Consider the following 23,741-nt stretch of genomic DNA (forward strand, 5'->3'; position numbering starts at 1 on the left):
GAAGGACTCATTTTAGATTCCATGGAAAAAAAGGAATCTAAATCCTTTAGGATTAGATCCCGGGGGTGAATAAAATTTCAGTTGAGACCTGAATTGAGCCTTTGCGGCTAACAAACGATGTCAGTTTCCTGACTTAGATAATGTATTTTCACATCCTTCCGATCCAATATTCTCTATATGCACCGTATTTTTAGAGTTCTTTCCAATATTTGAGGTGAGTAAAAAGCATAGGGCTTCGTAAAATTGATGGTTGATGAGTGCATTATTGAATATGAATTAGGTATTTATCGCCCTCACCCTATTTAAAATTCTCACCTCAAAAAATATTTCCCTTCTTTTTCCTAATTGCCTATGTAATTTTCTCCCCTCACTTAGATTTTATGATTCTATCGACAAGTTTTTTCAATAAGGTATGGATTTTTCTCACCATTCGTAAACGGCGGATCAACTTAGAAAGTCAGGTCGGATTGGAAGAAATTATTTTGAGATTTAGGAGCACTTCTTAAAGTAATTTATTAAGATGCTATGGATTTCTCTCACCTCACTAAATTTTCAACATGTTTTTTCAGATATACCTATGGAATTTTCTCACCTCAAAATTAACTGGAACAATAACTCTCTGTTAAATGTTAATGAGAAAGGAATACCGATTTAATCGCGATTGGCATATCACTATTTTTTTTTATTATATTTCTATAAGCCTATGGTTTTTTCTCACCTTAAATGAATGGACTTAAAGTAAATTCTTAAACACCTATTGAATTTCCTCACCTTAAATGGTTTTTGTACATTATTTATAATTTACCTATTGAATTTCCTCACCTCAAAATCAGGTTAAAAATTAAATGTCCCTTTTGATCATTAAACAGTAGGATTTCTATGTTATCCACAGGCCCTATTGAAATTTCTCACCTTTACTTTTACCCCTATGCTATCAACAACCCTTAGCTATTGTTTTTGCTCACCGTAACTATGCTATTCACAACCCTCCCCTATGTAATTTTCTCCTCGATCTATTTAAATTACTCACCAATGTCTCTTAAGAATCAATGCCAGCTTAGGTTTAGCGTGCTTAGATGTTTGTTAACGTTTTTAAATGTTTACTAAATTATTGTAAACAACCAGCAAGTTCGGATAAAAGCTCATAGAAACTTTACTGTTCATCACTAGTTCAAAAACCACCGTTTTTATCTATCTAATTTCGTGAGTAACAATACAAAATGCCTGTCGCACAAGGTCATTAAAAAGCTTAGGGAGTGCAAACAAGATCATTGAGATAAACAAAGACAATACTGTCGGAAATTTCCTAGGCTATTTAAATCTCTCACCTTAAATAACATTCAGGTATCACGTGACGCTTAAAAGATTAAAACTTAAAAATTATCTTACGAAAGGATTTGCTATTCGGGGGTGATGGCCATGACTTCAAAACTCCTCTAGATGTGCATAGACAGAGCTTCTAAGCACTTTTATGCCTTGTCTTGATACATCAACCGTCCAAGTATTTAATAGCCCTAGCCATCCTCTGGTCAGTTCTGATCCACTAGAACCGAAAGCAAATAGCGAATAACTGGGAAAAGAATTCCACACCAGGTAAATCTTGCTGGTTCAGTCAAGGACGAAAGATTTTTTCAAAGAAATCAAAACTCAATTTCTAAATATGGATGGCACAAGAAAATATATAAGGGCTTTTTCTGACAATGTCGTCACAAAAACCCTATTTAAATCTCTCACCACAACCAAGATTTTGCTATAAGAAAGTCATAGGTATACATTGCATGAAATTTTTAAAGGTGCGAAAATTGACAAAACCACTCACCTCAAAAAAATATGACGTCCAAACGTAAATTAACTGGCGACACACAAACGCTTGCGTTGTTTGAGAACCCTTTAGCTGAGATTTATAAAAAGCCAGTCCAAGTCTCGCAAATGTTTGTTCATAATGGTGTCATGACAGGGCAGCAGCTAAAAGCTTGGAACGGTTTATTGAAAAATGCGACTGAACAGAACGATATTCATATAAATTCAGGTGGTGATTCGTCTAGATCACCCTTAAAGGTTTTTAATATTCCACGAGTCAAGCTTATGGAATTGATGGGCTATAACAATACGAACAGAAAGCCCTTCAAAGACGCGCTAAAGGAAATGCAAAGACTGACGGCCGAATGGGACGTGTTGAAAAAAGATGGCCAGAATTTGTGGGCATCTTGTGTTCTTTTGCCCTTTGTTGCTATTGATAATGAATTTGTCAGTTATTCGTTTTATGAGCCAATACAGCCAATGTTGTTTAAGAGCACCCTATACTCCCATCTTAATTACGACATACAAAAAAAATTAAAATCCGACGCTGCGATCAAACTTTATGATTGGGTCAGCCGTTACAGAACAAATCCGAGTCAACTGACTAGCAAGGAAGATTGGGTTTTTTGGCGCATGGTCGTTCATGGCGAAGTTAAGGCAGATAGTTACTTGAATGAATACAAACTGTTTAAAAGAGATAAGTTACTCCCCGGGATTAAAGAAATTAATGAAATTTCTGACCTTCTAGTTGAATTATTGGAAGACAGAGAAGGTAGTAAGCGTGTCAAAAAACTGCAATTTAGAGTTAAGGAAAAACCTAAGTTTCCCGTTCAAAATGCATTACCAGTTAGTGAAGGAGCAGCATTTGATCTTAAAGGTGAACTAACAAAATTAGGTATCAGTAATCATTACTTTAATAAGCTAAAAAATTCGTTTGATGAAAATATTATAGTTGCAAACATTGATTACCTAAAGGCTAGGCTCTCAGAGACTTCCAAGGACACTATTAAAAATAAAGGTGCTTATCTAATTGCAGCATGCGAATCGAACTATGCAGGTAATTTGAATAAAGCGGCAAGCGTCCCCCCTAAACAGAGCGCAGAATCAAACGTTAAGTCGATCTTAAGCCACATTAACAAAAAACGTAACGATGATGCGCTACGGATGTTCGAGGAAATGAGTATCCAGGAACAAGACAGCTTGGTAGCTAAATATAATTCGCAAGATATTATTGAAGACGCACGGATCCCTATGGAGCAGAGCAAGAGGCTAAATCGCCACTTAATACCGTTCTACGCTTGGCTTGCATTGGATACGTGGGGCCAACCTACGCCAGAAGAAATAATTGAGTTCACATTGCAGCGCACGCTTTAAATAAAAGTTTGAGCCGGCTCAAACTTTTTCATTAAAATCATATTTCTATATTTATCAAATCGAAACTACTGACTTTGTTTGTCGAAATATTTATCTCACCTACTCTCCCTTATTGAAGACAAAGACTGCTATAAGCTACATTGCCTCATCATCATATATGGTGTGTTATACGGATACTTTCAATGAGCTACAGCATACCAATCAGCGCTTTCAGTCTGTTGATTGCCATTCGTGTATAAAAGTCTTTGATAGGAAGTCTTTACCCGATTCCAACAATTCTAACAAATGCCGCATCGCCATCATTAGATTGTGAGAATTTTTGTCTTCCCTTGGCTTGAATATATGGATAGCTTCAATTTGCAAAGATTATTTGAATGAGCTTCAATGGTTACATTTACATTCCACCTTAGGTAGAACTTTTGAGAGGTGATATTGAATACGGAAATATAAGAAATCTGACCTTTCCTGATCAAGCTCGAACAATACCCTCGTCAACCATACTCCAGTAAAAGACTTTGTTGTTATCTCCGCTGTGAAGATGACGAAAATGATGTACTACGGCTTATTTGTGTGAAGCCCGTAATCTCTAATCGGAATTGAGAAGATATCTTAATGATCGAAATAATAAAGGTCATTAATAACGACCGGCCATGACCAGGCAATGTCCAAATTGCATACTAATGCCTTAAACAGCGCCCAGAATAATGACCTCGTGTAACAGTAAAAGTACCGCGAATATAACGGGTATTTTTAGATTCAACTCAAGCTCGATCGTAAGCGGATAAAGAATTGCTATGATTTAACTAAACTTGAACCGGCTCAAACTACCTGTAGGGCGTAATTCTGGCCGATCAGCATGAAAACATCTACGGAGAAAATAAACACATTTGTTTTGGGGCAGGGTGGAGTAGGGGCTACTTGAACCGGCTCAAGTATTCATAAATGTTGGATGTTTGATCTTATTCGGTTATGGATTCTTTAAGCGCTTATTTTGTATCAGTTTGAGTCATATATGAGTTCAACTTACCTTGGGCTAGTTCAAGTAATTTGAAACATTAAGTATATATTTACGTTAATTAGTATTTGACTTTACTTTATTTAATTTTATAAACTATAATATAAATACTTATCTAATTTATTGGGGGTTCGCATGATAGTAGTCGTTGGTGCCGAAAAAGGTGGAGTAGGTAAGACATTATTAGCAACAAACATAGCCGCTTGCGCAGTTTCAGATGGCTTTGACGTTTGCCTAATGGATACTGACCCACAAGGATCATCTTCAGCATGGGGAAGGATTAGAAGAGCGGATCCGAGTCTAAAACAATTTCCTATCATTGCAATTCCAGAGAATCCAACGAACGAAATCACATCAATGGCAGATAAGTACGATCTGATCGTGATTGACATCGGTGCACAAAATTATTTGACGATGTTAAACACGGCAGCTATCGCAGATTTAATTCTTGTTCCTTGTGGGTCTGATCAGTATGAAGGTGAATCTACAATGAGGGTGATGGAAATGCTTAAGGCAATGGACTACAAGCATAAAAAGAAAAAAGTTCCTGCCTTTATCGTTTTAAATCGTCTTTCGACAAATAGCAAATCAAAAGAACCAGAAGCGACGCGTGCTTTTTTCGAAGAAGACGGATATCCAGTATTTGAGTCAGAACTAAAAGATAGATCTTCTTGGAAAAATTCGAGGAGGGCAGGGATGGCAATGCATGAGATGACGGGTAAGTACGGCGATAAAAAGGCTACATTAGAAATTAAAAATTTGTACTCGGAAATAAAACGATTTGGAGAGAGCTTATGAAACCTTTTTCAAAGCCAACACGCGAGGAAATGAATAATTTGACGAAGGTTGTAGAGTCTCTGAATACCATTCCTTCAAAACTTGAACCGGCTCAAACCGTTGATAAGTATGTTTATCAAGTTGGTCAGTCCTACGATGTTCCTATTAACGAAATCAAGGTAAACCCTTTTAATGCAAGACGATTTGTCTCAGAATCTGGCTTAGATGAATTGGCAATTTCTATTGCCATCCGTCAAGACACTGCTGCGTTAGGGTATTTAGATGAGTCTAAAAAGGTTAATCTAATCGATGGGCATAGACGACTCAAAGCGAGCTTACTTTCAAATAAAGCAACGCTGCGTGTCGAGATTAGAAACCCACCAGAATCGGATAAAGAACTTTATCTACAATCGAGACGGGCGAATAAGGAACGTGAAGATCAAACACCATTGGACGATGCATCAGCTTGGAAATTATTGTTAGAGAAGGGTGTTTTTTCTAGCCAGAGGGAAATTTCAGAATCATTGAACATGGATGAAACTGTTTTTTCGAGAACATTAAGTTTGAGTGAATTGCCACTGGCCATTACACGAATATTAACTGATCGACCGAAACTTCATAACTTGCGAATGCTCGATGCTATCAGGAAGTTCTGTTCTGCTGCTGATGATGAGAAAACTGAACAATTGATCCTAGAGATCGATAGGAATGATCTAAGTTCTAGGGATGTCGACCTTCGCAGGGTCGCTTTGAGCAAAGGGAAGGGGACAAGAGTCAGGTCAGTTTCGATTCCTATGAAATACGACCATGGTGCCTCTACATTGAAAAAATTTGAGGATAAGGGCAAATTCGTTTTGGAGGTTACTGAAATCAAAGACAAAATTAAATTTGAGGCACTTACCTCGAAAATTAATGAGTTAGTCAAGGAAACACTCTCGAACAACTTATAGTCTTTTCCGCAATGATTAGGACTAAATCACTTAGTAATGTCCTGCTCTAACACCATAAAATAGAGCAGGGCATCCCAATTCATATATTTCGTTTTCTCGTTGAAACAGCCTTACCAAATTCTTCCATCACCTTTACTCGACGCTCCATTTCAGGAGTAATGTATATGCCGGTTGTGGCAATGGACTGATGTCCGAAATTCAACTTAACGATTTCAATTGGAACACCGCTTGCAATAGCATGTGTAGCGGATGTATGCCTGAGCCAGTGTGTACTAGCCATCGTCAGGTGTTTTGCACCTTCAGGTGATATTTTTGCAAATTCTTTTGCAACGCTTTTGAAAAATCTAACAAGTGATCGATAAATTTGACTCTTGGCCATTACCCCATTTGTTTTGCGCTTATCATCGATTGCGTTGAGTTTGTTGAGATGTGGTGAAGAGTCCATCAGGAAGTCAATTAATGGAACCTCTTCAGGCACCGCGTCAAGACCACCATATCCCCGATGAGCGAAGTACTGAATCAATTGATTCATGCAGACAGAAGGGAAGGGGACAGCACGCGGTCGCTTGCCTTTCCCAACTACATTTAGAATCCAACCTGACGAGTCATCTGTACTGCCTATCCGATATTCCAAATCCCCTTTGGAGGCGTTAGCCATCTCTGATAAGCGAATACCAGTCATATAGCCCAACACCAAAATAAACTTAAGTCTTTCCTTTGAGCTACTTGGTTCCATATGTTCGAGATACTGCAAAATAAAAGCCCACTGAGTTTGGGTAAGACTGTGATGCACTGCAATCTCAGGCTGTTGAGCCATTCGGGGTTTAATTCCGTCCCATGGATTCGAATCTAAATAATGTCGTTTAGTAAGCCAGGCACACATACTGGAACAAATAATTACCGCTAGACGTTGTGAGCTCAGCTTGAGGACACCATTGCGACTTGTGTGCTCAATTTGCCATTGTTTCCGCAACAAAGGTGGTATTTCTTTGGGCGGTTTTGGTGATTTCAATTCTTCAAACGGGCGCCAGTTCAAAGACCATCTTTCAGTGTTACGTTTGCCAAGCCAGCTTGATTCTGGAATTCTATGTACCGTATTCCATGTCTCTGGATACATGCGTCCAAGATCCCAGAGGAAGTCGCGATAAGCAATACAGTCCTTTGTATCTAAGGAGGAAAGAGGTTTTCCAAGCTCAAGGATGGACCATAGTAAGAACCGTTCAACCTGGTTGCGATACGATAAATACGTATTGGAGTCTTTTTCAAAGGTACTTAGCCAAACCTGTATAGCCTCAAAATCATTCTCTGCGCCAGATTTATTTCTCTCGCCGCGGTTATGTCCGGTTGATCCATCGAGATCTTGCCTTGGCTTGAAATACTCGATGGGAACGATACCAAATATTTTTGGACGTTCCTTCTTCAACTCGACAATATTAAGCTCGCTTCGCTTAGTAAGGGAATAGCGCGAGAAAGAACAGGTGAGGGCGGCCTCATTGAGCGTAAGCCATTTGACGATAGATCGAGCTGTAATTTCGCCTAACCCTGGAACTGCGGAATACCAACGATAGCCATTGATATTAATGGCTTCGACAAGTTCTTCAAGAGTGTTAACGCCGGCTCGTATCAGTTTTTTGGCAACGTTTGCTTTTAACCAAGACGCCACGTTATCCATCCTATTTGGGTCGGTAACCGCCATATCGTGAAGCCAAAGCAAAGCATCTGACTGGCGTTGCCGAAGTCGGATGTTCCTTTGAGCCTTTGAATTTGTATCGGTATCTGAGTAGGCTTCTTGAAATAATTCGATTAAATCTGACTCCGAATACATTTCATAAGGATCTCTTTCTTCTCGAAATTGTTCTAACGTCGGTATTTTGGCCGCGACGGTGACTAGCTGCTCGGGATTAATCATAATGACGCGAGCCATTGATGATTTACCAAACCGCTTTGCCACCAATTTCAATTCTGCTCGAATCCAGTCGAGGGTCGATCGTGCAACTCGCAGATCGATACTGTGATCATCCTCTGAAAAATTTTCTAAGTATTGCTTCGCAATTTTTCCAAGATCAAGACCTTCTAAGTAGCCTTTCAAAAAAGCCAAGTGATGTCGTCCGACGCGTTCGAGTACAAGAGTTGCTTCTAGTCCTGGTTCTGTTTTTTTCTTGATTGGACGTGCCATACAGATTTTTCTCTCGTTAAGTCTTTGTTTTATTTGTTAATTATAATAACGACAACATTAAAAAAGTATACCGAAAAACACCCCTCGGACAACACTAGTCTGTATGTTACCTTAGTTAGTACATTAAAATAATGAGGTTAATTATAGTAGTAATTAACCTCACTTTCGATATTAAAAAATTTTTTGTCTTTTTTTATAATTTTTTCCCTCGTGTTTTTGTTTAGATGGACAGTTCACGAACTTCATAATCGTAATGCCTGTTCTCTTGGATATCCGGCTTTTCGTAACACAACACTTTTCGTGAAACTTCGTTCGTGCCAGATACTTTTACAATCACTTCGTAGGCGTAAGGCTGCAATGGCTCACTCTCTTGTTGGTCAAGCGTTGCGATTACGCTAGATGCGACTATTGCAGAACTAATAGCTGCTCGACACTCCGATTCATTGTTGACTTCAAGCCACGCATCAAGCTCACCACGGGAACCATTTAGAGCGGCCAAGAAGTCGGATAGATGTTGTTCAATGCTCATAGCTATTTTTTCTATCTAGTTATCGGCCATTGCTTATCAGCAAAATCCATTGCAGCGGTCGCAGTTTTAAATCTTCTCTTCATTACAAACCGTTCCATTCCGGCTTCAATAAATGGAGGCCATGCTAACCAATATGCTGCAACCGCTTCTCCACTCTCATTATGTGGCATCGCTACTGACGCGTGATCTGTTCGCATAAAACTTGACGCTTTCCAGTAACACCATTCGATCGCCACGATTTTTCCTCTCAGTTTAGTAACTACAATTCCAGCTTCTCTCTGGCTCTGCATCCCATCTGCAAAAACCAACGAAAGAATCGAAGCCATCCCCATATTCTAAAAATCTGCGATAGCGCTGTTGGGAGGCAGTTATTTTACGCACAACCCCAATTTCTCCGTACTCGACTTCACCTGTTGGATGGCAGTTGTGGACGACTCCCGGCTTGTCACTGTCGAAGTTGACACCGATGTAGTGGCCTCTGTCCTCTGCTATAACGCCAGCTTTACCGCCAACAATTACACGACGACCAATGACGGCAGGAACAGCATAATAATCTCTCACGTATTCGCAGCTCATGGCTAAATTTTTCCTTTAACTTTTAGCTGCCACGCGAATTGCGTGATTTAACGCACATTCAATCATCTGCGCGTCTGTTTCGGCATCGTCAGAATTGAAACCAATAGCATTCAATTCATCATCGGCCAGTGTGATTCTCCAGCCATCAGGAGCCATTCCATAGGAAATCTCCCATCCCTCTGGTAATTCTTTATCGATACGAGCCAATACAGCTCGCTGCTCGTCCCATGAATCTGCTTTTTCTTTCAACTGGCGATTCTCGGATTGAAGCGCTTTGTTTGCTGCTTGTAACTCGCCAATAATTTTATCTTTCGTGAGTTCGGCGCTCAGTCCGACTGGAACACTCTGCGCCCCCGCTGGTTTTTTATCACTCACAATTTTTCCTTTAAAAAGTATTACGAGATTTACGCTCAACTTCAGCACGACCTTCTTTCTTAATGCGCTTGTCTTCGTGCTCTATTTTGTCGAAAGCAGAGAGCGTCAAGCGGGCGTGCTTCTTTTCCGAAAAATTGATGACTTTAGCTACAGGCTTATTCTGTTGACTCATGCTGCCGCCAAACTTGGCGACGAATAGCCATTGCGAATTTTCCAAGCGGAAGAAGCCCTTGCCTCCTTACCCATACTGATAATTGCACCCTGCGAGACGGGTAATTTTTTACCTTGATAAACCTGACGCAAAACCTTGCTAGCGCATATCACGCCAATATTGAATTCTTCAGCATGTTCATTTTCAACGATAACAGCGCGAGTCAAATTTGTCTTACCGCAGCAGTCACAGAGTGGATAGTCACTACTTCCAACCATCTTGAACTTAGATCCTGAAATCATCACACGCCTCGCAATTCGTTATTTAATGCGTTTATTGTAGGTGCTAAATCGCACCATGTAAAGCACTTTTTAAAAGTTTCTTCATGCGCTTCAAAACCTCATCTGGACAAGGTGATCGACGGGCGCTATCCTCTCTTGCAAGGTACGCTTTCCACTGGCTTTCAGAGAGTGGTCGCGCCTGTGCTTTGTTAAAAATGGCGAGCGCTGCCGATTGCGTATATTTCGCCTTCTCAATCAAATTTCTTAGTTCTTGTCCGTTATCCATAGTCTCAATTTCATAGTGCTAAATACCACCATTATATTGCATCCTCAAACATCTGCCGCAATTTCTCTGGTCGCACTTCCAAATACGGCATGATGTGGTTTAGCTCGCTATGGCCTAGTAGCTGCCTAACGGTGTCTAGGCTCGCTCCGTTATGTAGCAGATTGCTTGCGAAACTGCGCCGTCCTGAGTGGCTTGAGCCTTGCTTGATGCCTGCTTTTTGATAAACATCGGTGATACGCGCTTGCAGGCTGTCACACGCCAGATAATCGACCCGCTCCCCTGCAAAGTTCTTACGTCGCTTCGTGTTCAAGTAAAATTTTGAGCCTTTGTGCGTCAATATCAGTGCTGTGCTTGGCGATAGGCCGCGATACCGCTCAGCGGTCAACTCAGTGCCTAGACCGTGCTTAATCCTGAAAGTAAGGTAACGCTCCAGCGCGGCTATCGTTTGCTTGTGCGTCACGTAGATACAGCGCTGGCGGCATCCCTTCGTAATGGCCGCTCGCAATGAAACTTCGGATCTGGCAACACCGGACACAAAAAGCATGTCTTGCACTTCTATCTGACTAAGTTCAGTGACACGGAGTCCGCATCCATGAGACATACAGATTAGCAGTTGATTGCGCTCGGCCTGGCGCGTAATCGATGCAACTTTAAGTGAATGCAAAAAGTCGTGGCGGGTGAATACGCGAGCGCGTTTTGCGTCTGGATTTGGTGCAGGATAATAGAGCATAGGTTCCTCTCAATTCAGGAAACATCCCACAGTGGAATATTCCGGATAGAGAGAAGCGCGGCCTCTCCTGTCAGTCTATCAAATGCTGAGGTTTGACGCCACTCAACGGAAAATTTCCCTGGCCGTCAATCCGGCATCGGCACGAAATTTCGGACGAAAAAAAAACCGCCGAAGCGGGTTTGGTTGGTCATGGTTATTTAGGCAAAAACGACACTTGTTTTACCACTATGTTGAGAGCGTGATGCTTTTCGAATCACAATCTGGACATCTCTTCCTAGCCGGTTAAGACATTCCAACATTTTTGTCTCGCTAATTCCCCTGAACTGGCCACGTAACATCCCCGATAATTTGGGTTGAGTCATTCCAAGAATATCTGCTGCTTCTTGCTGGGTGATATGGCGATGTTTGATTATTTCGCTGATCTTGGCTGCCAGGCGCGACTTCACTTGCATTTCCCCCGCCTCTTCATAGCCGAGATCCGCATACACATTGCCACTGCCCTTCTCGATGTCGATTCCACTCATTTCTTTTCTCCTTCTGCATGCATTGCTGCCGCCGCTTTAAAACGTTCGTGAATCAGATCCATATCCGGCTTTGGCGTTTCACTGCCCTTGGTTGATTTTTTCTGGAAACAGTGCAAAACGTACACTGCGTCCTTGAATTTAACCGTGTAGACAGCGCGATAGGTGTCGCTATTAAAATCCTCAATAACTTCGAGGACAGAGGCCCCACCAAAACCACGTAGCGGTTTCACCCCGTCGAATTTCATTCCATCCTGTGCCATATTGAGCGCATGACCAAATGTGTCCTGAACTTCTGCTGGCAGAGCCTTCAAGTCTTTCTTTGAAGATCCCATCCAGTGGAGAGGTTTCTGTTTAATATTCATATTGAATTATACCTAAATGGGAATAATGTGTCGACTGTGAACTTTGTGCTTTGTTGCCTCTCAGTTACGGCAGAGGAACATCACCATTTTCAAAGAAAACAATACGACATTGCGCCGCGCTGCGTACGAAGCCCTTCCCAACATTTACCCATCGCAAGGCAAGTTCTCTCCTCTCATTTTGAAAACACCGAGAGGCTTCATTGCGACACTGGGAAGCTTTTGATAGACTTTTGAAATACATTGTTATTCCTTCAAATTGAAGGGAAGCCCAGAAGGGCGTTCCCTCTGGGTGGATTGATTGCCGTCACCGGCGATTGATTAACTACTTTTCCTAGCGGGAAATCTTACGAATTCCACTCCATTCGTTGAACACATAGAATTTTGCTAGATCATCGGAACTAGTTACCATTACTTCATCGCTCACTTTTAAATCCATAATGGTTTCAAATGTGATTCGATTTAGTTTTAAGCCGATTAATTCTGCTTCCTTCTTAAGTCCAGAATAGAAGAGGTCCTGAAATTTTTGATACCAATTATTATCAATTGGAAGTTTTAAAGCTTCTGATAATTGATTGTGTTCCAAAAATTGCTGACGTGCTGAACGTAAAACACCAACGAATGCTAACAATGCCATTGTTACTGGAATGTCCTCATTTGCTGTTTTTACTTTGTCTAAAGTATTCATATTTACTCCAAGATTGGTTATAAATACGGAGCATCCCAGGCGGGATGCGTTCCGCACAGGTTGATTGATTACCGTTACCGGCGATGATTTGAGAAGTTACTTTTCCGACGTTAAACAAGGATATGTTTAGCCGAGAAAAATGCCACTCCCAAAAAAGGAAATGGCATTTGTGATTACGAAAATAACAACGGATATGTATTGCTATTGATTCCGTTTTCGCGACAAAAGATTGGACAGTCTGTCAGGAGCTTATTAAGCGTCTCTTCCCGAGGCATGCCCTGCAGAATACGAAGCTGCCTTTCGCCGTTATGTCTAATATGCATTCGTGCAATGATCGTTCTTCGAATCATCACCTCATACGCATTTTTCTGTTTATATAGGGTTGTCATGATTTACTGCTCCTATGCTTATGCGGAGCATCCCAGGCGGGATGCTTTCCGCACTGGTTGATTGAATTGCCTCAAATCGAGGCGTTGAAAACTACAATTCCTAGTGCAAGGCACCAAAAAATTTCTGCCTGATTAAATCCTTGCCCTGTTGGGCTGTCATGCCCATCATTTCAAGTAACTCAGCATGCATTTTTTCAACAGTTTCTTTGGCAAGGGTTGCAACCTCGGCAAATATCATTGTTTGATCGAACTCGACGTCATCCAACATTTCATGGAAGACCTCGAAGTTGCGACTCATTTCGCCTTGACCGTCTTTCATGTAAATCACTGAAACACTAATTTTCAAGTCTAAATTGTCCAAGCGTGGCTGAACAGAGATTGAAAACATATTTGATAGTTTTACATTGAGATCAAGCGAAAACGTTGCAGGGTTAGCTTCAAAGTCTTTGTTAAAGACTTGATGCTTCTCGAACTCAACTGAGTCGCAAAATTCACGTTCAAATATTTCGTACAAATCCCTCACATCGCTACGAGATTTGCACTTCCTTGCTTGCTTCAAAAATTGATTGATTTTCATATTGTTCCTAAATAAAAACTAGCGGAACATCCCCAAAGCGGAGATGCGTAGCCGCTTTGTTGATTGATGCCTCGATTGAGGCATTTAATTGTTGAATTCTATTCAGTTACTCTGAACAGAATACTTTTCCGACGTTAAAGACGGAGATGTGTTGGAAAGAAAAATGCCACTCCCAAAAAAGGAAATGGCATTTGTGTTTAAAGTGAGTGCGATTATTACCGCACCAGCTTTTCTAATGATTGTTAGTCGTTAGCTGTAACTAGACGATGAACTATGTCGTCAATCGTGGATGATTCCGTTCCGATATTGTAATCAGATGGAGTACTGCCGGGCTGGTCACAAATCCCATCAGTCCACACATCGGAAATGAGACCTTCGTGAGTTGCATTAATATGCAGTTCACCACGTCCATCTTCACCGTCGACCATCACGTTTTGATAGATGATACGAACACCTTCTTTAGCTGCTATGAAGTTTTGTCCACCATTGAGGCTGACCAAAATTTCTTCTTTAGTACATTTTTGAGCTGACGATGATTGTGCATCATGCCAACTTTGTTGAGCTCGATCACATAATTCGTTAAGTTCATCGAGAGTGATGTCCATGGTATCTGTTAATGCCTGCGTATCGAGCAATTGTGACGCCATAATTTCTGCGATTAATCGTGGGAATTGAATGTCATTACGATTCCATAAACTCTTTTTTTGCATGTCAGCTATATTCTGTGCTTTTGAACTAGCAGATTTTGCTAAGAGATCCGTGATTTCTTCAAGGGAGGATATCCCGTCCAAAAATGACCATCGGGGACCTGTAAAAGCGTGTTCAGTGAGATTTGCACCTTTCACTCCATCATGAAAAACAACGTCATATTCCGTCGGTGTTTGTTCGCTATGAATGGCATAAACAACTCCTTCACCTCTGTCCAGCGAATCAGTGTACACACGAGTACCGATGACGATTGGTCTTACTTTTGTTTTAATGCGTTTCATTTATGACTCCTGAAAAGCGGAGCAATCCCAAAGGGGATTTGCGTACCCGCTTTGGTTGTTGATTGAATTACCGTTACCGGCATTGATTAACTACTTTTCCGACGTTAAAGACGGATATGTGACTTCGAAATTAATGCCGTGGAACGGCGCTTAAAATGATTGAGCAAAGCTCATCAATGCGCCTGGCATGGATGAACTTGAAGTGGTGCTGTTGAAAATACTGGCTGACCCAGCTGCATTTATCGTGCGAGCACGAAAAAATTCTGTCATCTGCGCAAATACGCACGCGACAAAACTCTGTTTGAATAATGGTTTGGCAGGAATGCCAATGGATGTTCAGGATAACCCTGATACTTGCAGATGCTGGTTTAGCCGCCAGCTCGATCTATTCCGTGCCTCTGAGAGACGGGTGAAACTCACTTCTTCAAACGGTGCTAGTTGCCCAGCTTTAATTCTCAAATAATACACCAATTTCAGTTTAGAACAAGAAAAAACCCTCGATCCTTTGCAGGAAAGAGGGCTTGGTTTAAATTCAGCTTTAAGCGTTAGCAGGTTCGCTGCTTGCATGCAATGTCAACCCGAGCGCTTTAGTAACTTTGATGATTGTCGAGAACTCTGGATTTCCAACGCCAGACAAAGCGCGATAGAGATTTTCTCGTGACAGCCCGGTATCTTTCGATACTTGACTCATCCCTCGTGCCTTTGCAATATCTCCCAATGCGGCGGCGATCAATGCTGGGTCTCCATCAGCTAGACACGCATCAAAATATCCGATCATGTCTTGGTCTGTTTGGAGATGTTCTACAACATCCCACTTAGTTAGTTTAATACCCACTATTACTCTCCTTCATTTCGCGAGCCATGTTCAGCGCGTTGGCAATATCACGATTCTGTGATGACTTGTCGCCTCCGGCCAGCAAGATAACAACTTCAATCCCATGTCGCATCGTATAGATTCGGTAGCCAGGTCCAAAATTAATTTTGATTTCGGTTACCCCTTCACCAACTGGTTCACTATTACCAAAATTTCCCAGTTCTACTCGCCGTAATCGCGCCAAAATTATGTTCTTGGCCTTACGATCACGTAAATTAACAAACCACTCGGCATAAACGTCTGTTTTAACGATTTGTAGCATGTTTTGATTGTAGCTCATGCGCTACAGGTTGCAAGTGTTATTTGCAGCATGCGGTTCTCCTTGTAGAAATGCCGCGTGTCCTTTAAAGGAACATGCGGCATGCGTTGTTTTAATTGCCTCGGTTGAGGCTCTATTCACTACTTTTCCGACGTTAAAGACGGATATGTGACTTCAAAATTAATGCCGATGATCGGCGCTTAAAATGATTGAGCAAGGCTCATCGATGCACGGTGCATGGATGAACTTGAAGTGCTGCTTTGAAAATACTGGATGAACCAGCTGCATTTATCGTGACGAGCACGAAAAAATTCTGTCATCTGCGCAAGTACGCACGCGACAAGACTCTGTTTAAATGATTGGTTGGCAGAAATGCCAATGGATGTTCAGGATAACCTGATACTTGCAGATGCTGGTTTAGCCGCCAGCTCGATCTGTAGTCCATGCCTCTGAGAGACGGGTAAAACAAACTTCTATTTCTAACGATGCCAGTTGCCTAGTGAAGATTCCCAAATAATACACCAATTTCAGTTTGGAACAAGAAAAAACCCTCTATCCTTTGTAGGAAAGAGGGCATTTAAATTAATCCAAAAATCAACGTATATACGTTTTCAAAAGAATTGTGAGGATCGTAAGACTTAACCCAATTGAGGTTCCGACCATCCATTTAAGCAGTACCATTTCACCACCCATGGTTGCCAGTTTATTTTCGATCTTCAGCTCACTCGATTCGATCTTATTTGTCAGATTGCGTTCAATCGCGACAAGATCACCTGGAAATGCTACCGACTTCCCAAGGACGTCCGCCATCAATTTTGATTGCAATTCAGCATTAGCCGCCGATACACCGGCAGTTTCAAGTTTTCTTGCATAATCGAGGGTATCAAATTGTATTGACATCGCCATTTCTTACTCCTTTGCCTAATAATAGCAGAATACACCAAAGAATTCGCCGTTAGGTCGAATCCGATGGCTGTTGATTGAGCGACCGGTATTCTTACCGGCGTTTGATTTGAAACTACTTTTCCTTGAACTATGTACCCATAACCTGTGGTTGTTGGGTGTCCAGGTTTGCCAGATCTTCTTGTCGAACATACTGCTCTAACAAATTGAGCACAACCTTAAGACTTACTGCGCGGTTATCGAAAAAGCAGTTGTCATGTCGTTTAATTGCAGCTGCGATATTGGTTGCATGCAATACCAGAGCATCAGCAGCATCTTCGGGTGACATCTTGTCATTAATTTGTAGATACATAAAATACCTCAAAAATTGATGGAAACCAGAACGGTTCCCTTATGGTTGATTAATTGCCGTTACCGGCGTTGATTAACTACTTTTCCGGTGTTAAAGACGGAGATGTGTTGGCAAGAAAAATGCCACCCCCGAAGGAAATGGCATTTGTGTTTCAAGAGTTGATGGAATTTCTATTCGACCATCTGTTCTATTTCTGCTGGTTCTAAGACACCAATTTCACGCAACTGACTAGCTATTTCATCATTTGCATAATCGATTTGTTCATCCATTGAATCGCCTGACAACGCTGCTTCTTCAATTAATTGGAAATCTAATTCTGGGAAATACTCTTTTGCTAGCTGCTCAATTGTTCGACCGTTGACACTACTGGCCGATAACTGATTAGATGCAAGAACGTTCTGAAGGTCTTGTTCTGTTACTCCATTGGTTTAAATGCGGAGCTTCCCCAAGCGGGAAAGCTGACCGCTTGGTTGATTGAATTACCAGTGAACCGGTCTATGAATTGATTGATCAGGATTGCACTGGAATATCCAGAGGAGCGGCCAAGTCGGCAAAATGGCTTGATACTCCACCTGTGCCCCTCGGGTCATCTCGGTAATTATCCCAATCAAAAATCTCCACATCCACGCCATCGTCATACACAGAATCAGCAACGCCACCACTGACAACAACGAGACATCTTCGAGGTGATTGTTTCTCGTCAAGACATGGTGGTTCGACGAACGTCTTTCCGACCGTCGCGTCCTTATATAGTGTCTCGGCTAAACCAAGATTTTTGGACTTGATGTCGATATCTTCGTTTTCAGACGAGATGTAGGTTCCATCTTCGATACCAGTTTCGATGTCATCAACGTGTAGTCTTGACATATCAATTAGACTGGCGAGAATTTTCTTGCTAATAAAAACGTTTTCCAATTTGTTACTCCACAAAATGTTGCGGAGCATCCCCCAAGCGGGGATGCGTACCCGCTTAGATTATTAAATTGCCGTTACCGGCATTGATAAACTACTTTTCCGTCGTTAAACAAGGATATGTTTAGCCGAGAAAAATGCCACTCCCTAAAAAAAGGAAATGGCATTTGTGTTTAAAGGATTGATGATTTTTAACTACACCAAATTTTTGCAGGCTATTCTGAAACCTGCCCGCCATCTTCAGAACTATGTTTTTGCAAATTCAGCGCGACGAGTTGAGATGCGTTTGGAAAGAGTTCAAAAAGGTCTGGATATTCTTCCAGAACCAAAGCACTTGGTAATGGTACCTCAACGGAATTCGAAGCCTCACCGTCATTGAAATAGAGTGAGTTATTAACTTCTGCTTTATGAATATTTCTTTTAGCTTCTTCAGCCGTCATGGCGTCAGAAAATCCAATGCTAATATCTCCAACGCAGACTTTCCATCGCCGTCCATGATGAAATAGTTGCACGGCATCTGCAATTTTCGAAAACTCTGAAAATGGCATTTGTTGAATTATGGGTTTCATTGATATTCCTTCAAATTGAAGGGAAGCCCAGAAGGGCGTTCCCTCTGGGTGGATTGATTGCCGTTACCGGCTTTGATTAACTACTTTTCCGTTAGACCATCTTTAATAGATGACTAATGAGATTCTTCAAACTTTCTGAACGTCAGCCGGTGAGTAATTTCTCGCCCCCACCCGTACGATTCCTCTAGTGTTTCTGGATAGTGAGTTGTAAATGATGATCGAAACTCTCTCATGCCATTTAAAAACGCAAACAGTTGTTTCATATAAGCTCCATACGATTAAAAGCAGAGCAATCCCAAAACGGGATTTGCGTATCCGCTTTGGTTTGATTGAATGTCGTTACCGGCCTTGATTAACTACTTTTCCGATTACCGATTAGTCTGGGAAGAGTTAACCAATATCTGTTCTACTTCGCCGCTTGCTGTTCCTGAAGCTCAAACGCGGCAAGCTGTTTTTCAAGCTGGGCGTCTTGACGATCCAATGTGTCGAATCCATCGTATTCTTCTAGCGCCGATTCCCCAGCACTTGCTTGCGCCAAAATTGATTTTTCTTTCATTTGATTCTCTCTTAAAAATTAAGAGGAAACTACCCAGAAGGGTGTTCCCTCCTGGGTTGATTGATTGCCGTTACCGGCCTTGATTAACTACTTTTTCGATCGCTTTTTTGAATCAAGAACGTCTCTGATGTCTTTCAACATCTCATGGACGCCTTCTTGTGTTTCATCGTCTTCAAAACCAGCAAGAAAGCTTTCCACACGTTGCAAGAGTTGAACTGGCACTACAGATTGAATCATCGCTGTTAAGCCGCTAAGACGTTTTTTGCCGTGTTCGGTGTCAATGATTTGTTTACCATTCATGATTGCAGTGGCCATGAAGGATAATTGATTGTTGGACATATTTTTTCCTAATAATGTCGCGAGGAATCCCGAGCGGGATTAACCCGCAGGGTTGATTTGATTACCTCAAAAAGAGGAGATGTGACTTCGAAATTAATGCCGTGAAACGGCGCTTAAAATACTTTAGCAGAGCTCATCAATGTGCCTGGCATGGATGAACTTGAAGTGGTGTTGTTGAAAATACTGGATGGCCCAGCTGCATTTATCGTGACGAGCACGAAAAAATTCTGTCATCTGCGCAAATACGCACGCGACATGATTTTGTATAAATGATGGTTTGGCAGGGATGCCAATGAGTGTTCAGGATAACCTGTAATTGCAGATGCTGGTTTAGCCGCCAGCTCGATCAGTGCCTCTGAGAGGCGGGTAAAAATAACTTCTATTTTTAACGATGCCAGTTGCCTAGCGGTCATTCTTACATAATACACGAAATTTAGGCCGAGACAAGAAAAAACCCTCGATCCTTGAGGAAAGAGGGTTTTGTATTTTTGTATTGCTTTAGAGAAAATTATTTGTGATCGATCGAACGTAATTGGTGTTTTTTACCATTCACATTAGGCCGCTTTATCTCGTTTTTTGCGGTTCGATAGATGGCGACAAAAGGTGCTGCCCAAACGCGCAAATCATCCTTCGCCACTTCTTTGATGTGGGTCAAAATTGAATAATTGTTCATGATGTCATATCCTTAATTTCTTTGTAGCTCTTAACCACAATGTAATACGTCACGCTCACAACGTCAATGCCAAGAATAGCAGATTCAAGAAATTTCAGGGCATAGATCACGAATCCGTGAATTCTCAAGTGTGTTTCTAGTAACTCAACGAGAATGTTCAATCCGACAGCTGGAGCACCAACAATCAAAAAAATTAATGTTCCTACAACGGCGTGCGTTCCAAAATTGACGACCGGCATGTACCAAGGTTTATGCATATTTTATTTGATTCTCTCTTGAAAATTTAAGAGGAAACTACCCAGCAGGGCGTTCCCTCCAGAGTGGTTGATTGCCGTTACCGGCATTGATGTGAAAAACTACTTTTCCGACGTTATGCAGTCCAGCCAGCAGGCAATTGCGCTCTGCCTTCAAGCCGGTTGAAATTTGCAAGTATGTCCTTCACTGAGGAATCTGAAAATACAGTGCGACCCTCTTGCATCAGGCTGAGTTTACCGAATGGTTTACGCTCAAGAACGAAAAACACACGACCCTTCGTTTCATTCTTTAACATCCAGCGGCTTGCTACTGGTGTTTGTGCTTCTCGGCCCATGGTTGTGTTCCTCTTAAATAAAATAAGAGAATGCCCAAGAAGGACATTCCCTCCTGGGTTGATTTGAATTGCCTCGGGTGAGGCGTTGATTAACTACTTTTCGAACGTTAAAGTCGGAGATGTGTTGGCAAGAAAAATGCCACTCCCAAGAAAAGGAATGACATTTGTGTTTCAAGTGTCGGTGAGGGACTGATACACCTACTTATCTTGATTAATTACACCAAACCAAATTCCAATTGCAGCAGTCTAGTGTTATCAGCTTTGAGTTCCGACGTGGATTTTTTATGAAGTACCAAGGGAACCGGCCAAAGAATTGGGTGCATTCTTTATCTTTGTAAATAACCGTATCCAGTTTATTTGAAAATCCAAGAAGTTTATCAAGTGGTTCGGTAGATTTTTCTTTCTTTGCGAATACCGTAAGTAAAGTCATTTTTTGCTCCAAAAATATATAGTGGAACATTTCCCAGTGGGAGATGCCCACTGGGTTGAATGAATTGCCGTTACCGGCCTTGATTAACTACTTTTCCTTCGGTTTTAAATCCCACCAAAGTCACGGATAACTTCTGATGCAAATCCACATTCACCCGCTTCGACGTTGGCGCGTACTACTGCTAACAAAGCTTCCGTGGGATTGGACTGCTGCATGATTAACGCTATGGCTTCAGTTGGGCTGTCAAATTGACGACCTGCATCAAAGACGGGTATGGCTTCCATTTCATCACCAATCGTATTGTTTTCGTGGTCAGCGATGTATGCGGCAATGCCTTCGTCTAAAAACTCCTTCTTGATTCGGCGAGCTTCCTCAAGATTGTCAGTCTTATTGTCACATTGGCCTTCACCATGCCAGACGTAGTACTGCGTTTTTTCGTTCTCTAGCGTTTGGATGAGATCGAAAGATCCAAGATCCCCTCCCATTAAATTATCGAGTGCGCTTTCAAGACATCGTTCGGCTTGTGGTTCATTTTCTGCCTTGACAGAAATGGCTACTGTAATTACAAAATTAGACATAATATTCCTTAGAAAATAAGCGGAATATCCCCATGCGGGGATATGTTCCCGCAGGTTGATTGATTACCTCTGAAAAGAGGAGATGTGACTTCGAAATTAATGCCGTGAAACGGCGCTTAAAATACTTTAGCAGAGCTCATCAATGCGCCTGGCATGGATGAACTTGAAGTGATGCTTTGAAAATACTGGATAGCCCAGCTGCATTTATCGTGCAGGCACGAAAAAATTCTGTCATCTGCGTAAATACGCACGCGACATGATTCTGTATAAGTGATGGTTTGGCAGGGATGCCAATGATTGTTCAGGATAACCTGTAATTGCAGATGCTGGTTTAGCCGCCAGCTCGATCTGTAGTCCATGCCTCTGAGAGGCGGGTGAAACTCACTTCTTTAAACGGTGCTAGTTGCCTAGCGATGATTTACAAATAATACACCAATTTCAGTTTAGAACAAGAAAAAACCCTCAATCCTTTGAAGGAAAGAGGGTTTAGTACTGTTGGCTTACATGATTAGAGTGACATCAAAATGCGTAATGCCTCTTCAATGCGTCGCATGTGGTTGGTACTCAACGTAGCGATATGTTTCGCACCCATGAAACGCTTGTTCGATATTGATCGAACCTGATCGATGAGCAAGTCAGTTGGTTTACTCAAACCTGGTAGTTGACCTAGCGCCACACGAACAGGAAAACAATCTTCGTCTTCAATATCAGTGGTTCCTGGGATGATAATCGTTGTCGAATGTCCGACGTTATTCAGATTATCGGTTTGAATGATAAGAGCCGGACGATTGCGTTTGCCCGGCTCTTCTTTGTGTGTTTGGGGATCAAAATCGACTTCCCATATTTGACCTCGTTTTACTTTAGGCAATACCATCTCCCAAAGAACCTTCAATTGATTCGTTAAATTCAGCATGTTTAGCCGAAAGTTTACGAGATAAATTTGCCAAACGTTCTGCCATCACACGTTCGTTTTTTTCACGCACTGCCTCACGAACATAATCAGAGTTCTTGAGACCGAGCATGTCAGCAAAAGAATGTGTTTGAAGTACAAACTCTTGCGTGGTGCGAAATGAAAGCGTTGCTGTCATGATAACTCCTAACGAGGTAAACAATGACATGATTGTAGCACACATAGAGTTTCGTTTATGTGCTACGTATTTGTAATGCATTTTGTTATGCATTATTTCTCCTTGATTGATCCCAAGGATGTAATTCACCCGAGGGCAGATTACACCCCAAGGTGATTGATTAACTACTTTTCCAATGTTGATTAAACATTTTTCGTTAGTCAGGTGAACCTTCAAATCTTCCTACATCGCATACTGTGGCATAGGAATGGTTTGATGACGTGCCTGGTCCACTACGAATGTGCCTGCTTTACCAACAACCAAGTTTTTTCGCGTCTCGTACTCTTCCTTTGGTACCAAACAATAGATTCGGTCGCCGTCAGAATCGCGTCTCGCCAGAACTCCGACCATACCTTTCGGAACGCCCTCTTGCCACTCGCCCCATGCTGCCGATACGACAAACGCCTCTCTGACTTGCGCTTTGAGTAGCCGCTCATCGTTCACGTAGGACTCACCGATCTGAAGTACCTTACCGGCAAATTTCTCATACGCATCTGGATACCAGTTTTTGAGGCTGTTCCACGCGCATTCCATTTGGAATTCTCCCGTTGTCCAGTTGGTAGTATTAGCCCAATTGCGCCAATCTGCCTCGAAGACTACTGCCGGTATTGCCCATGCACAATCTTCTTCGTACGCACCTGAATCAATTCGCATGTATTCCGGAATCAATGCATTCTTGGTTGGGCTAACGAGCACCCCTCCATGTGCTGCGGTGCTGACGGAACGAATACCACGATGAGGCAACGCAATCGGTTTAACGTTACCAAGGAGTCGGGTTGTGTTTGACTTGTTGATTAAGTTGGAGAATAGGACACCGTCTGGTCAACAAATGGCGTCCTACCTAGCCGCCCTAAAAAAATTACACCAACAAACGATAGACAAATAAATAATTAAGTATTAAAATAATAACTTATTTATTTGTCAATTAAATCGAAGTAGTTAACTCATTGTTAATTGTTCGCCGCTCGCCCCGCCCCGATACTGACCATCGTTAAACCAAGCTCAGAAAGTCCCTGATGACTCCCACCTTAGAC

34 protein-coding genes are annotated in these 23,741 nt (G+C 41.8%); 4 read left to right on the forward strand and 30 right to left on the reverse strand.

Annotated features, from left to right (window positions below; all coding sequences use genetic code 11):
* Positions 1-1,830 precede the first annotated feature (1,830 nt).
* The 3 genes from AAKU64_RS19505 (at position 1,831) to AAKU64_RS19515 (ending at position 5,916) form a co-directional block, all read left to right on the forward strand.
* Entirely contained in the window at positions 1,831-3,174 is a 1,344-nt protein-coding gene (locus AAKU64_RS19505) for a RepB family plasmid replication initiator protein (protein WP_322121822.1), read from the forward strand.
* 1,150 nt (positions 3,175-4,324) lie between these two features.
* The gene (locus tag AAKU64_RS19510) at positions 4,325-4,987 is read left to right on the forward strand and encodes a nucleotide-binding protein (RefSeq protein WP_322121823.1); all 663 of its coding nucleotides are present in this window, start codon (positions 4,325-4,327) and stop codon (positions 4,985-4,987) included.
* Positions 4,984-5,916, forward strand: coding sequence for a ParB/RepB/Spo0J family partition protein (locus AAKU64_RS19515; protein ID WP_323492592.1), 933 nt, complete (start codon positions 4,984-4,986; stop codon positions 5,914-5,916). The genes AAKU64_RS19510 and AAKU64_RS19515 overlap by 4 nt, the downstream gene beginning before the upstream one ends.
* A gap of 79 nt (positions 5,917-5,995) precedes the next feature.
* Here AAKU64_RS19515 and AAKU64_RS19520 read toward each other — a convergent pair whose 3' ends face one another.
* The 14 genes from AAKU64_RS19520 to AAKU64_RS19585 form a co-directional block, all read right to left on the reverse strand.
* Positions 5,996-8,092 (reverse strand): site-specific integrase, encoded by a 2,097-nt coding sequence (locus tag AAKU64_RS19520; protein ID WP_354362737.1) that lies wholly within the window; start codon positions 8,090-8,092, stop codon positions 5,996-5,998.
* 220 nt (positions 8,093-8,312) lie between these two features.
* Positions 8,313-8,621 (reverse strand): hypothetical protein, encoded by a 309-nt coding sequence (locus AAKU64_RS19525; protein WP_354362738.1) that lies wholly within the window; start codon positions 8,619-8,621, stop codon positions 8,313-8,315.
* An 11-nt stretch (positions 8,622-8,632) separates the two neighbouring features.
* Positions 8,633-8,857, reverse strand: a complete 225-nt coding sequence (locus AAKU64_RS19530) for a hypothetical protein (protein WP_354362740.1) — start codon at positions 8,855-8,857, stop codon at positions 8,633-8,635.
* A gap of 16 nt (positions 8,858-8,873) precedes the next feature.
* Entirely contained in the window at positions 8,874-9,197 is a 324-nt protein-coding gene (locus tag AAKU64_RS19535) for a hypothetical protein (RefSeq protein ID WP_354362741.1), read from the reverse strand.
* Between the two features lie 15 nt (positions 9,198-9,212).
* Entirely contained in the window at positions 9,213-9,572 is a 360-nt protein-coding gene (locus AAKU64_RS19540) for a hypothetical protein (RefSeq protein WP_354362742.1), read from the reverse strand.
* 10 nt (positions 9,573-9,582) lie between these two features.
* The gene (locus AAKU64_RS19545; RefSeq protein WP_354362743.1) at positions 9,583-9,744 is read right to left on the reverse strand and encodes a hypothetical protein; all 162 of its coding nucleotides are present in this window, start codon (positions 9,742-9,744) and stop codon (positions 9,583-9,585) included.
* Positions 9,741-10,025: a hypothetical protein gene (locus AAKU64_RS19550; protein ID WP_354362744.1), complete on the reverse strand. Its 285-nt coding sequence runs from the start codon at positions 10,023-10,025 to the stop codon at positions 9,741-9,743. The genes AAKU64_RS19545 and AAKU64_RS19550 overlap by 4 nt, the downstream gene beginning before the upstream one ends.
* A gap of 43 nt (positions 10,026-10,068) precedes the next feature.
* A complete protein-coding gene (locus AAKU64_RS19555; RefSeq protein WP_354362745.1) occupies positions 10,069-10,290 on the reverse strand; it encodes a hypothetical protein in 222 nt (73 codons plus the stop codon).
* Positions 10,291-10,321: 31 nt separating this feature from the next.
* Positions 10,322-11,020, reverse strand: a complete 699-nt coding sequence (locus tag AAKU64_RS19560; protein WP_354362747.1) for a tyrosine-type recombinase/integrase — start codon at positions 11,018-11,020, stop codon at positions 10,322-10,324.
* Between the two features lie 197 nt (positions 11,021-11,217).
* Positions 11,218-11,544: a helix-turn-helix domain-containing protein gene (locus AAKU64_RS19565; RefSeq protein WP_323492834.1), complete on the reverse strand. Its 327-nt coding sequence runs from the start codon at positions 11,542-11,544 to the stop codon at positions 11,218-11,220.
* A complete protein-coding gene (locus AAKU64_RS19570) occupies positions 11,541-11,906 on the reverse strand; it encodes a type II toxin-antitoxin system RelE/ParE family toxin (protein ID WP_323492833.1) in 366 nt (121 codons plus the stop codon). Before AAKU64_RS19570 ends, AAKU64_RS19565 begins: the two co-directional genes overlap by 4 nt.
* A 331-nt stretch (positions 11,907-12,237) precedes the next feature.
* Positions 12,238-12,591, reverse strand: a complete 354-nt coding sequence (locus AAKU64_RS19575; protein ID WP_323492832.1) for a hypothetical protein — start codon at positions 12,589-12,591, stop codon at positions 12,238-12,240.
* A gap of 489 nt (positions 12,592-13,080) precedes the next feature.
* Positions 13,081-13,557, reverse strand: coding sequence for a hypothetical protein (locus tag AAKU64_RS19580; protein WP_323492831.1), 477 nt, complete (start codon positions 13,555-13,557; stop codon positions 13,081-13,083).
* Positions 13,558-13,799: 242 nt separating this feature from the next.
* Positions 13,800-14,546, reverse strand: coding sequence for a hypothetical protein (locus tag AAKU64_RS19585; protein ID WP_323492830.1), 747 nt, complete (start codon positions 14,544-14,546; stop codon positions 13,800-13,802).
* A gap of 187 nt (positions 14,547-14,733) precedes the next feature.
* On the opposite strand from AAKU64_RS19585, the gene AAKU64_RS19590 reads away from it, so the two are divergent.
* Positions 14,734-15,009, forward strand: coding sequence for a hypothetical protein (locus AAKU64_RS19590; RefSeq protein WP_323492829.1), 276 nt, complete (start codon positions 14,734-14,736; stop codon positions 15,007-15,009).
* A 75-nt stretch (positions 15,010-15,084) separates the two neighbouring features.
* Here the strand turns inward: AAKU64_RS19590 and AAKU64_RS19595 are convergent, their stop codons facing one another.
* The 16 genes from AAKU64_RS19595 to AAKU64_RS19670 form a co-directional block, all read right to left on the reverse strand.
* Complete coding sequence (locus AAKU64_RS19595; protein ID WP_416352070.1) at positions 15,085-15,381, reverse strand: addiction module antidote protein; 297 nt, start codon at positions 15,379-15,381, stop codon at positions 15,085-15,087.
* Positions 15,371-15,700: a type II toxin-antitoxin system RelE/ParE family toxin gene (locus AAKU64_RS19600; protein WP_323492828.1), complete on the reverse strand. Its 330-nt coding sequence runs from the start codon at positions 15,698-15,700 to the stop codon at positions 15,371-15,373. The genes AAKU64_RS19595 and AAKU64_RS19600 overlap by 11 nt, the downstream gene beginning before the upstream one ends.
* 573 nt (positions 15,701-16,273) lie before the next feature.
* Positions 16,274-16,585, reverse strand: a complete 312-nt coding sequence (locus AAKU64_RS19605) for a hypothetical protein (RefSeq protein WP_323492821.1) — start codon at positions 16,583-16,585, stop codon at positions 16,274-16,276.
* 127 nt (positions 16,586-16,712) lie between these two features.
* Positions 16,713-16,934 carry a hypothetical protein gene (locus AAKU64_RS19610; RefSeq protein ID WP_323492820.1) on the reverse strand — a complete coding sequence of 74 codons (222 nt, stop codon included), beginning with the start codon at positions 16,932-16,934 and terminating at the stop codon, positions 16,713-16,715.
* Positions 16,935-17,444: 510 nt separating this feature from the next.
* Positions 17,445-17,849, reverse strand: a complete 405-nt coding sequence (locus tag AAKU64_RS19615; protein WP_354335287.1) for a hypothetical protein — start codon at positions 17,847-17,849, stop codon at positions 17,445-17,447.
* Between the two features lie 212 nt (positions 17,850-18,061).
* Complete coding sequence (locus tag AAKU64_RS19620) at positions 18,062-18,415, reverse strand: hypothetical protein (RefSeq protein WP_354362749.1); 354 nt, start codon at positions 18,413-18,415, stop codon at positions 18,062-18,064.
* Between the two features lie 406 nt (positions 18,416-18,821).
* The gene (locus tag AAKU64_RS19625; protein ID WP_354362750.1) at positions 18,822-18,971 is read right to left on the reverse strand and encodes a hypothetical protein; all 150 of its coding nucleotides are present in this window, start codon (positions 18,969-18,971) and stop codon (positions 18,822-18,824) included.
* Between the two features lie 87 nt (positions 18,972-19,058).
* A complete protein-coding gene (locus AAKU64_RS19630; protein WP_354362751.1) occupies positions 19,059-19,310 on the reverse strand; it encodes a hypothetical protein in 252 nt (83 codons plus the stop codon).
* A gap of 230 nt (positions 19,311-19,540) precedes the next feature.
* The gene (locus AAKU64_RS19635; protein ID WP_354335280.1) at positions 19,541-19,723 is read right to left on the reverse strand and encodes a hypothetical protein; all 183 of its coding nucleotides are present in this window, start codon (positions 19,721-19,723) and stop codon (positions 19,541-19,543) included.
* A 95-nt stretch (positions 19,724-19,818) separates the two neighbouring features.
* Positions 19,819-19,983 carry a hypothetical protein gene (locus AAKU64_RS19640; RefSeq protein ID WP_323492822.1) on the reverse strand — a complete coding sequence of 55 codons (165 nt, stop codon included), beginning with the start codon at positions 19,981-19,983 and terminating at the stop codon, positions 19,819-19,821.
* Positions 19,980-20,240 (reverse strand): hypothetical protein, encoded by a 261-nt coding sequence (locus tag AAKU64_RS19645; RefSeq protein WP_354335278.1) that lies wholly within the window; start codon positions 20,238-20,240, stop codon positions 19,980-19,982. Before AAKU64_RS19645 ends, AAKU64_RS19640 begins: the two co-directional genes overlap by 4 nt.
* Positions 20,241-20,353: 113 nt before the next feature.
* Positions 20,354-20,572, reverse strand: coding sequence for a hypothetical protein (locus AAKU64_RS19650; protein WP_354362752.1), 219 nt, complete (start codon positions 20,570-20,572; stop codon positions 20,354-20,356).
* 534 nt (positions 20,573-21,106) lie between these two features.
* Positions 21,107-21,580, reverse strand: coding sequence for a hypothetical protein (locus AAKU64_RS19655; protein WP_354335282.1), 474 nt, complete (start codon positions 21,578-21,580; stop codon positions 21,107-21,109).
* 508 nt (positions 21,581-22,088) lie between these two features.
* Positions 22,089-22,454, reverse strand: a complete 366-nt coding sequence (locus AAKU64_RS19660; RefSeq protein ID WP_354335305.1) for a type II toxin-antitoxin system PemK/MazF family toxin — start codon at positions 22,452-22,454, stop codon at positions 22,089-22,091.
* Positions 22,441-22,797, reverse strand: coding sequence for an antitoxin of toxin-antitoxin stability system (locus AAKU64_RS19665; protein ID WP_354335303.1), 357 nt, complete (start codon positions 22,795-22,797; stop codon positions 22,441-22,443). Before AAKU64_RS19665 ends, AAKU64_RS19660 begins: the two co-directional genes overlap by 14 nt.
* 93 nt (positions 22,798-22,890) lie before the next feature.
* Positions 22,891-23,451 carry a DUF7007 domain-containing protein gene (locus AAKU64_RS19670; protein ID WP_354362754.1) on the reverse strand — a complete coding sequence of 187 codons (561 nt, stop codon included), beginning with the start codon at positions 23,449-23,451 and terminating at the stop codon, positions 22,891-22,893.
* Positions 23,452-23,741: the final 290 nt, after the last annotated feature.

It is taken from the genome of Undibacterium sp. GrIS 1.8, from assembly GCF_040544445.1.
Lineage (GTDB): Bacteria > Pseudomonadota > Gammaproteobacteria > Burkholderiales > Burkholderiaceae_D > Undibacterium.

Excerpts from the sequence above, each read along its gene's own strand:
- AAKU64_RS19620 (WP_354362749.1), bottom strand. The coding sequence starts at position 18,415 with ATGAAACCCATAATTCAACAAATGCCATTTTCAGAGTTTTCGAAAATT.
- AAKU64_RS19625 (WP_354362750.1), bottom strand. The coding sequence starts at position 18,971 with ATGAAAGAAAAATCAATTTTGGCGCAAGCAAGTGCTGGGGAATCGGCG.
- AAKU64_RS19565 (WP_323492834.1), bottom strand. The coding sequence starts at position 11,544 with ATGAGTGGAATCGACATCGAGAAGGGCAGTGGCAATGTGTATGCGGAT.
- AAKU64_RS19570 (WP_323492833.1), bottom strand. The coding sequence starts at position 11,906 with ATGAATATTAAACAGAAACCTCTCCACTGGATGGGATCTTCAAAGAAA.
- AAKU64_RS19525 (WP_354362738.1), bottom strand. The coding sequence starts at position 8,621 with ATGAGCATTGAACAACATCTATCCGACTTCTTGGCCGCTCTAAATGGT.
- AAKU64_RS19640 (WP_323492822.1), bottom strand. The coding sequence starts at position 19,983 with ATGAACAATTATTCAATTTTGACCCACATCAAAGAAGTGGCGAAGGAT.
- AAKU64_RS19545 (WP_354362743.1), bottom strand. The coding sequence starts at position 9,744 with ATGAGTCAACAGAATAAGCCTGTAGCTAAAGTCATCAATTTTTCGGAA.
- AAKU64_RS19585 (WP_323492830.1), bottom strand. The coding sequence starts at position 14,546 with ATGAAACGCATTAAAACAAAAGTAAGACCAATCGTCATCGGTACTCGT.
- AAKU64_RS19590 (WP_323492829.1), top strand. The coding sequence starts at position 14,734 with ATGGATGAACTTGAAGTGGTGCTGTTGAAAATACTGGCTGACCCAGCT.
- AAKU64_RS19560 (WP_354362747.1), bottom strand. The coding sequence starts at position 11,020 with ATGCTCTATTATCCTGCACCAAATCCAGACGCAAAACGCGCTCGCGTA.
- AAKU64_RS19550 (WP_354362744.1), bottom strand. The coding sequence starts at position 10,025 with ATGATTTCAGGATCTAAGTTCAAGATGGTTGGAAGTAGTGACTATCCA.
- AAKU64_RS19600 (WP_323492828.1), bottom strand. The coding sequence starts at position 15,700 with ATGAGCTACAATCAAAACATGCTACAAATCGTTAAAACAGACGTTTAT.
- AAKU64_RS19630 (WP_354362751.1), bottom strand. The coding sequence starts at position 19,310 with ATGTCCAACAATCAATTATCCTTCATGGCCACTGCAATCATGAATGGT.
- AAKU64_RS19520 (WP_354362737.1), bottom strand. The coding sequence starts at position 8,092 with ATGGCACGTCCAATCAAGAAAAAAACAGAACCAGGACTAGAAGCAACT.
- AAKU64_RS19505 (WP_322121822.1), top strand. The coding sequence starts at position 1,831 with ATGACGTCCAAACGTAAATTAACTGGCGACACACAAACGCTTGCGTTG.
- AAKU64_RS19605 (WP_323492821.1), bottom strand. The coding sequence starts at position 16,585 with ATGGCGATGTCAATACAATTTGATACCCTCGATTATGCAAGAAAACTT.
- AAKU64_RS19535 (WP_354362741.1), bottom strand. The coding sequence starts at position 9,197 with ATGAGCTGCGAATACGTGAGAGATTATTATGCTGTTCCTGCCGTCATT.
- AAKU64_RS19650 (WP_354362752.1), bottom strand. The coding sequence starts at position 20,572 with ATGGGCCGAGAAGCACAAACACCAGTAGCAAGCCGCTGGATGTTAAAG.
- AAKU64_RS19510 (WP_322121823.1), top strand. The coding sequence starts at position 4,325 with ATGATAGTAGTCGTTGGTGCCGAAAAAGGTGGAGTAGGTAAGACATTA.
- AAKU64_RS19555 (WP_354362745.1), bottom strand. The coding sequence starts at position 10,290 with ATGGATAACGGACAAGAACTAAGAAATTTGATTGAGAAGGCGAAATAT.
- AAKU64_RS19655 (WP_354335282.1), bottom strand. The coding sequence starts at position 21,580 with ATGTCTAATTTTGTAATTACAGTAGCCATTTCTGTCAAGGCAGAAAAT.
- AAKU64_RS19610 (WP_323492820.1), bottom strand. The coding sequence starts at position 16,934 with ATGTATCTACAAATTAATGACAAGATGTCACCCGAAGATGCTGCTGAT.
- AAKU64_RS19660 (WP_354335305.1), bottom strand. The coding sequence starts at position 22,454 with ATGGTATTGCCTAAAGTAAAACGAGGTCAAATATGGGAAGTCGATTTT.
- AAKU64_RS19580 (WP_323492831.1), bottom strand. The coding sequence starts at position 13,557 with ATGAAAATCAATCAATTTTTGAAGCAAGCAAGGAAGTGCAAATCTCGT.
- AAKU64_RS19635 (WP_354335280.1), bottom strand. The coding sequence starts at position 19,723 with ATGACCGCTAGGCAACTGGCATCGTTAAAAATAGAAGTTATTTTTACC.
- AAKU64_RS19515 (WP_323492592.1), top strand. The coding sequence starts at position 4,984 with ATGAAACCTTTTTCAAAGCCAACACGCGAGGAAATGAATAATTTGACG.
- AAKU64_RS19645 (WP_354335278.1), bottom strand. The coding sequence starts at position 20,240 with ATGCATAAACCTTGGTACATGCCGGTCGTCAATTTTGGAACGCACGCC.
- AAKU64_RS19575 (WP_323492832.1), bottom strand. The coding sequence starts at position 12,591 with ATGAATACTTTAGACAAAGTAAAAACAGCAAATGAGGACATTCCAGTA.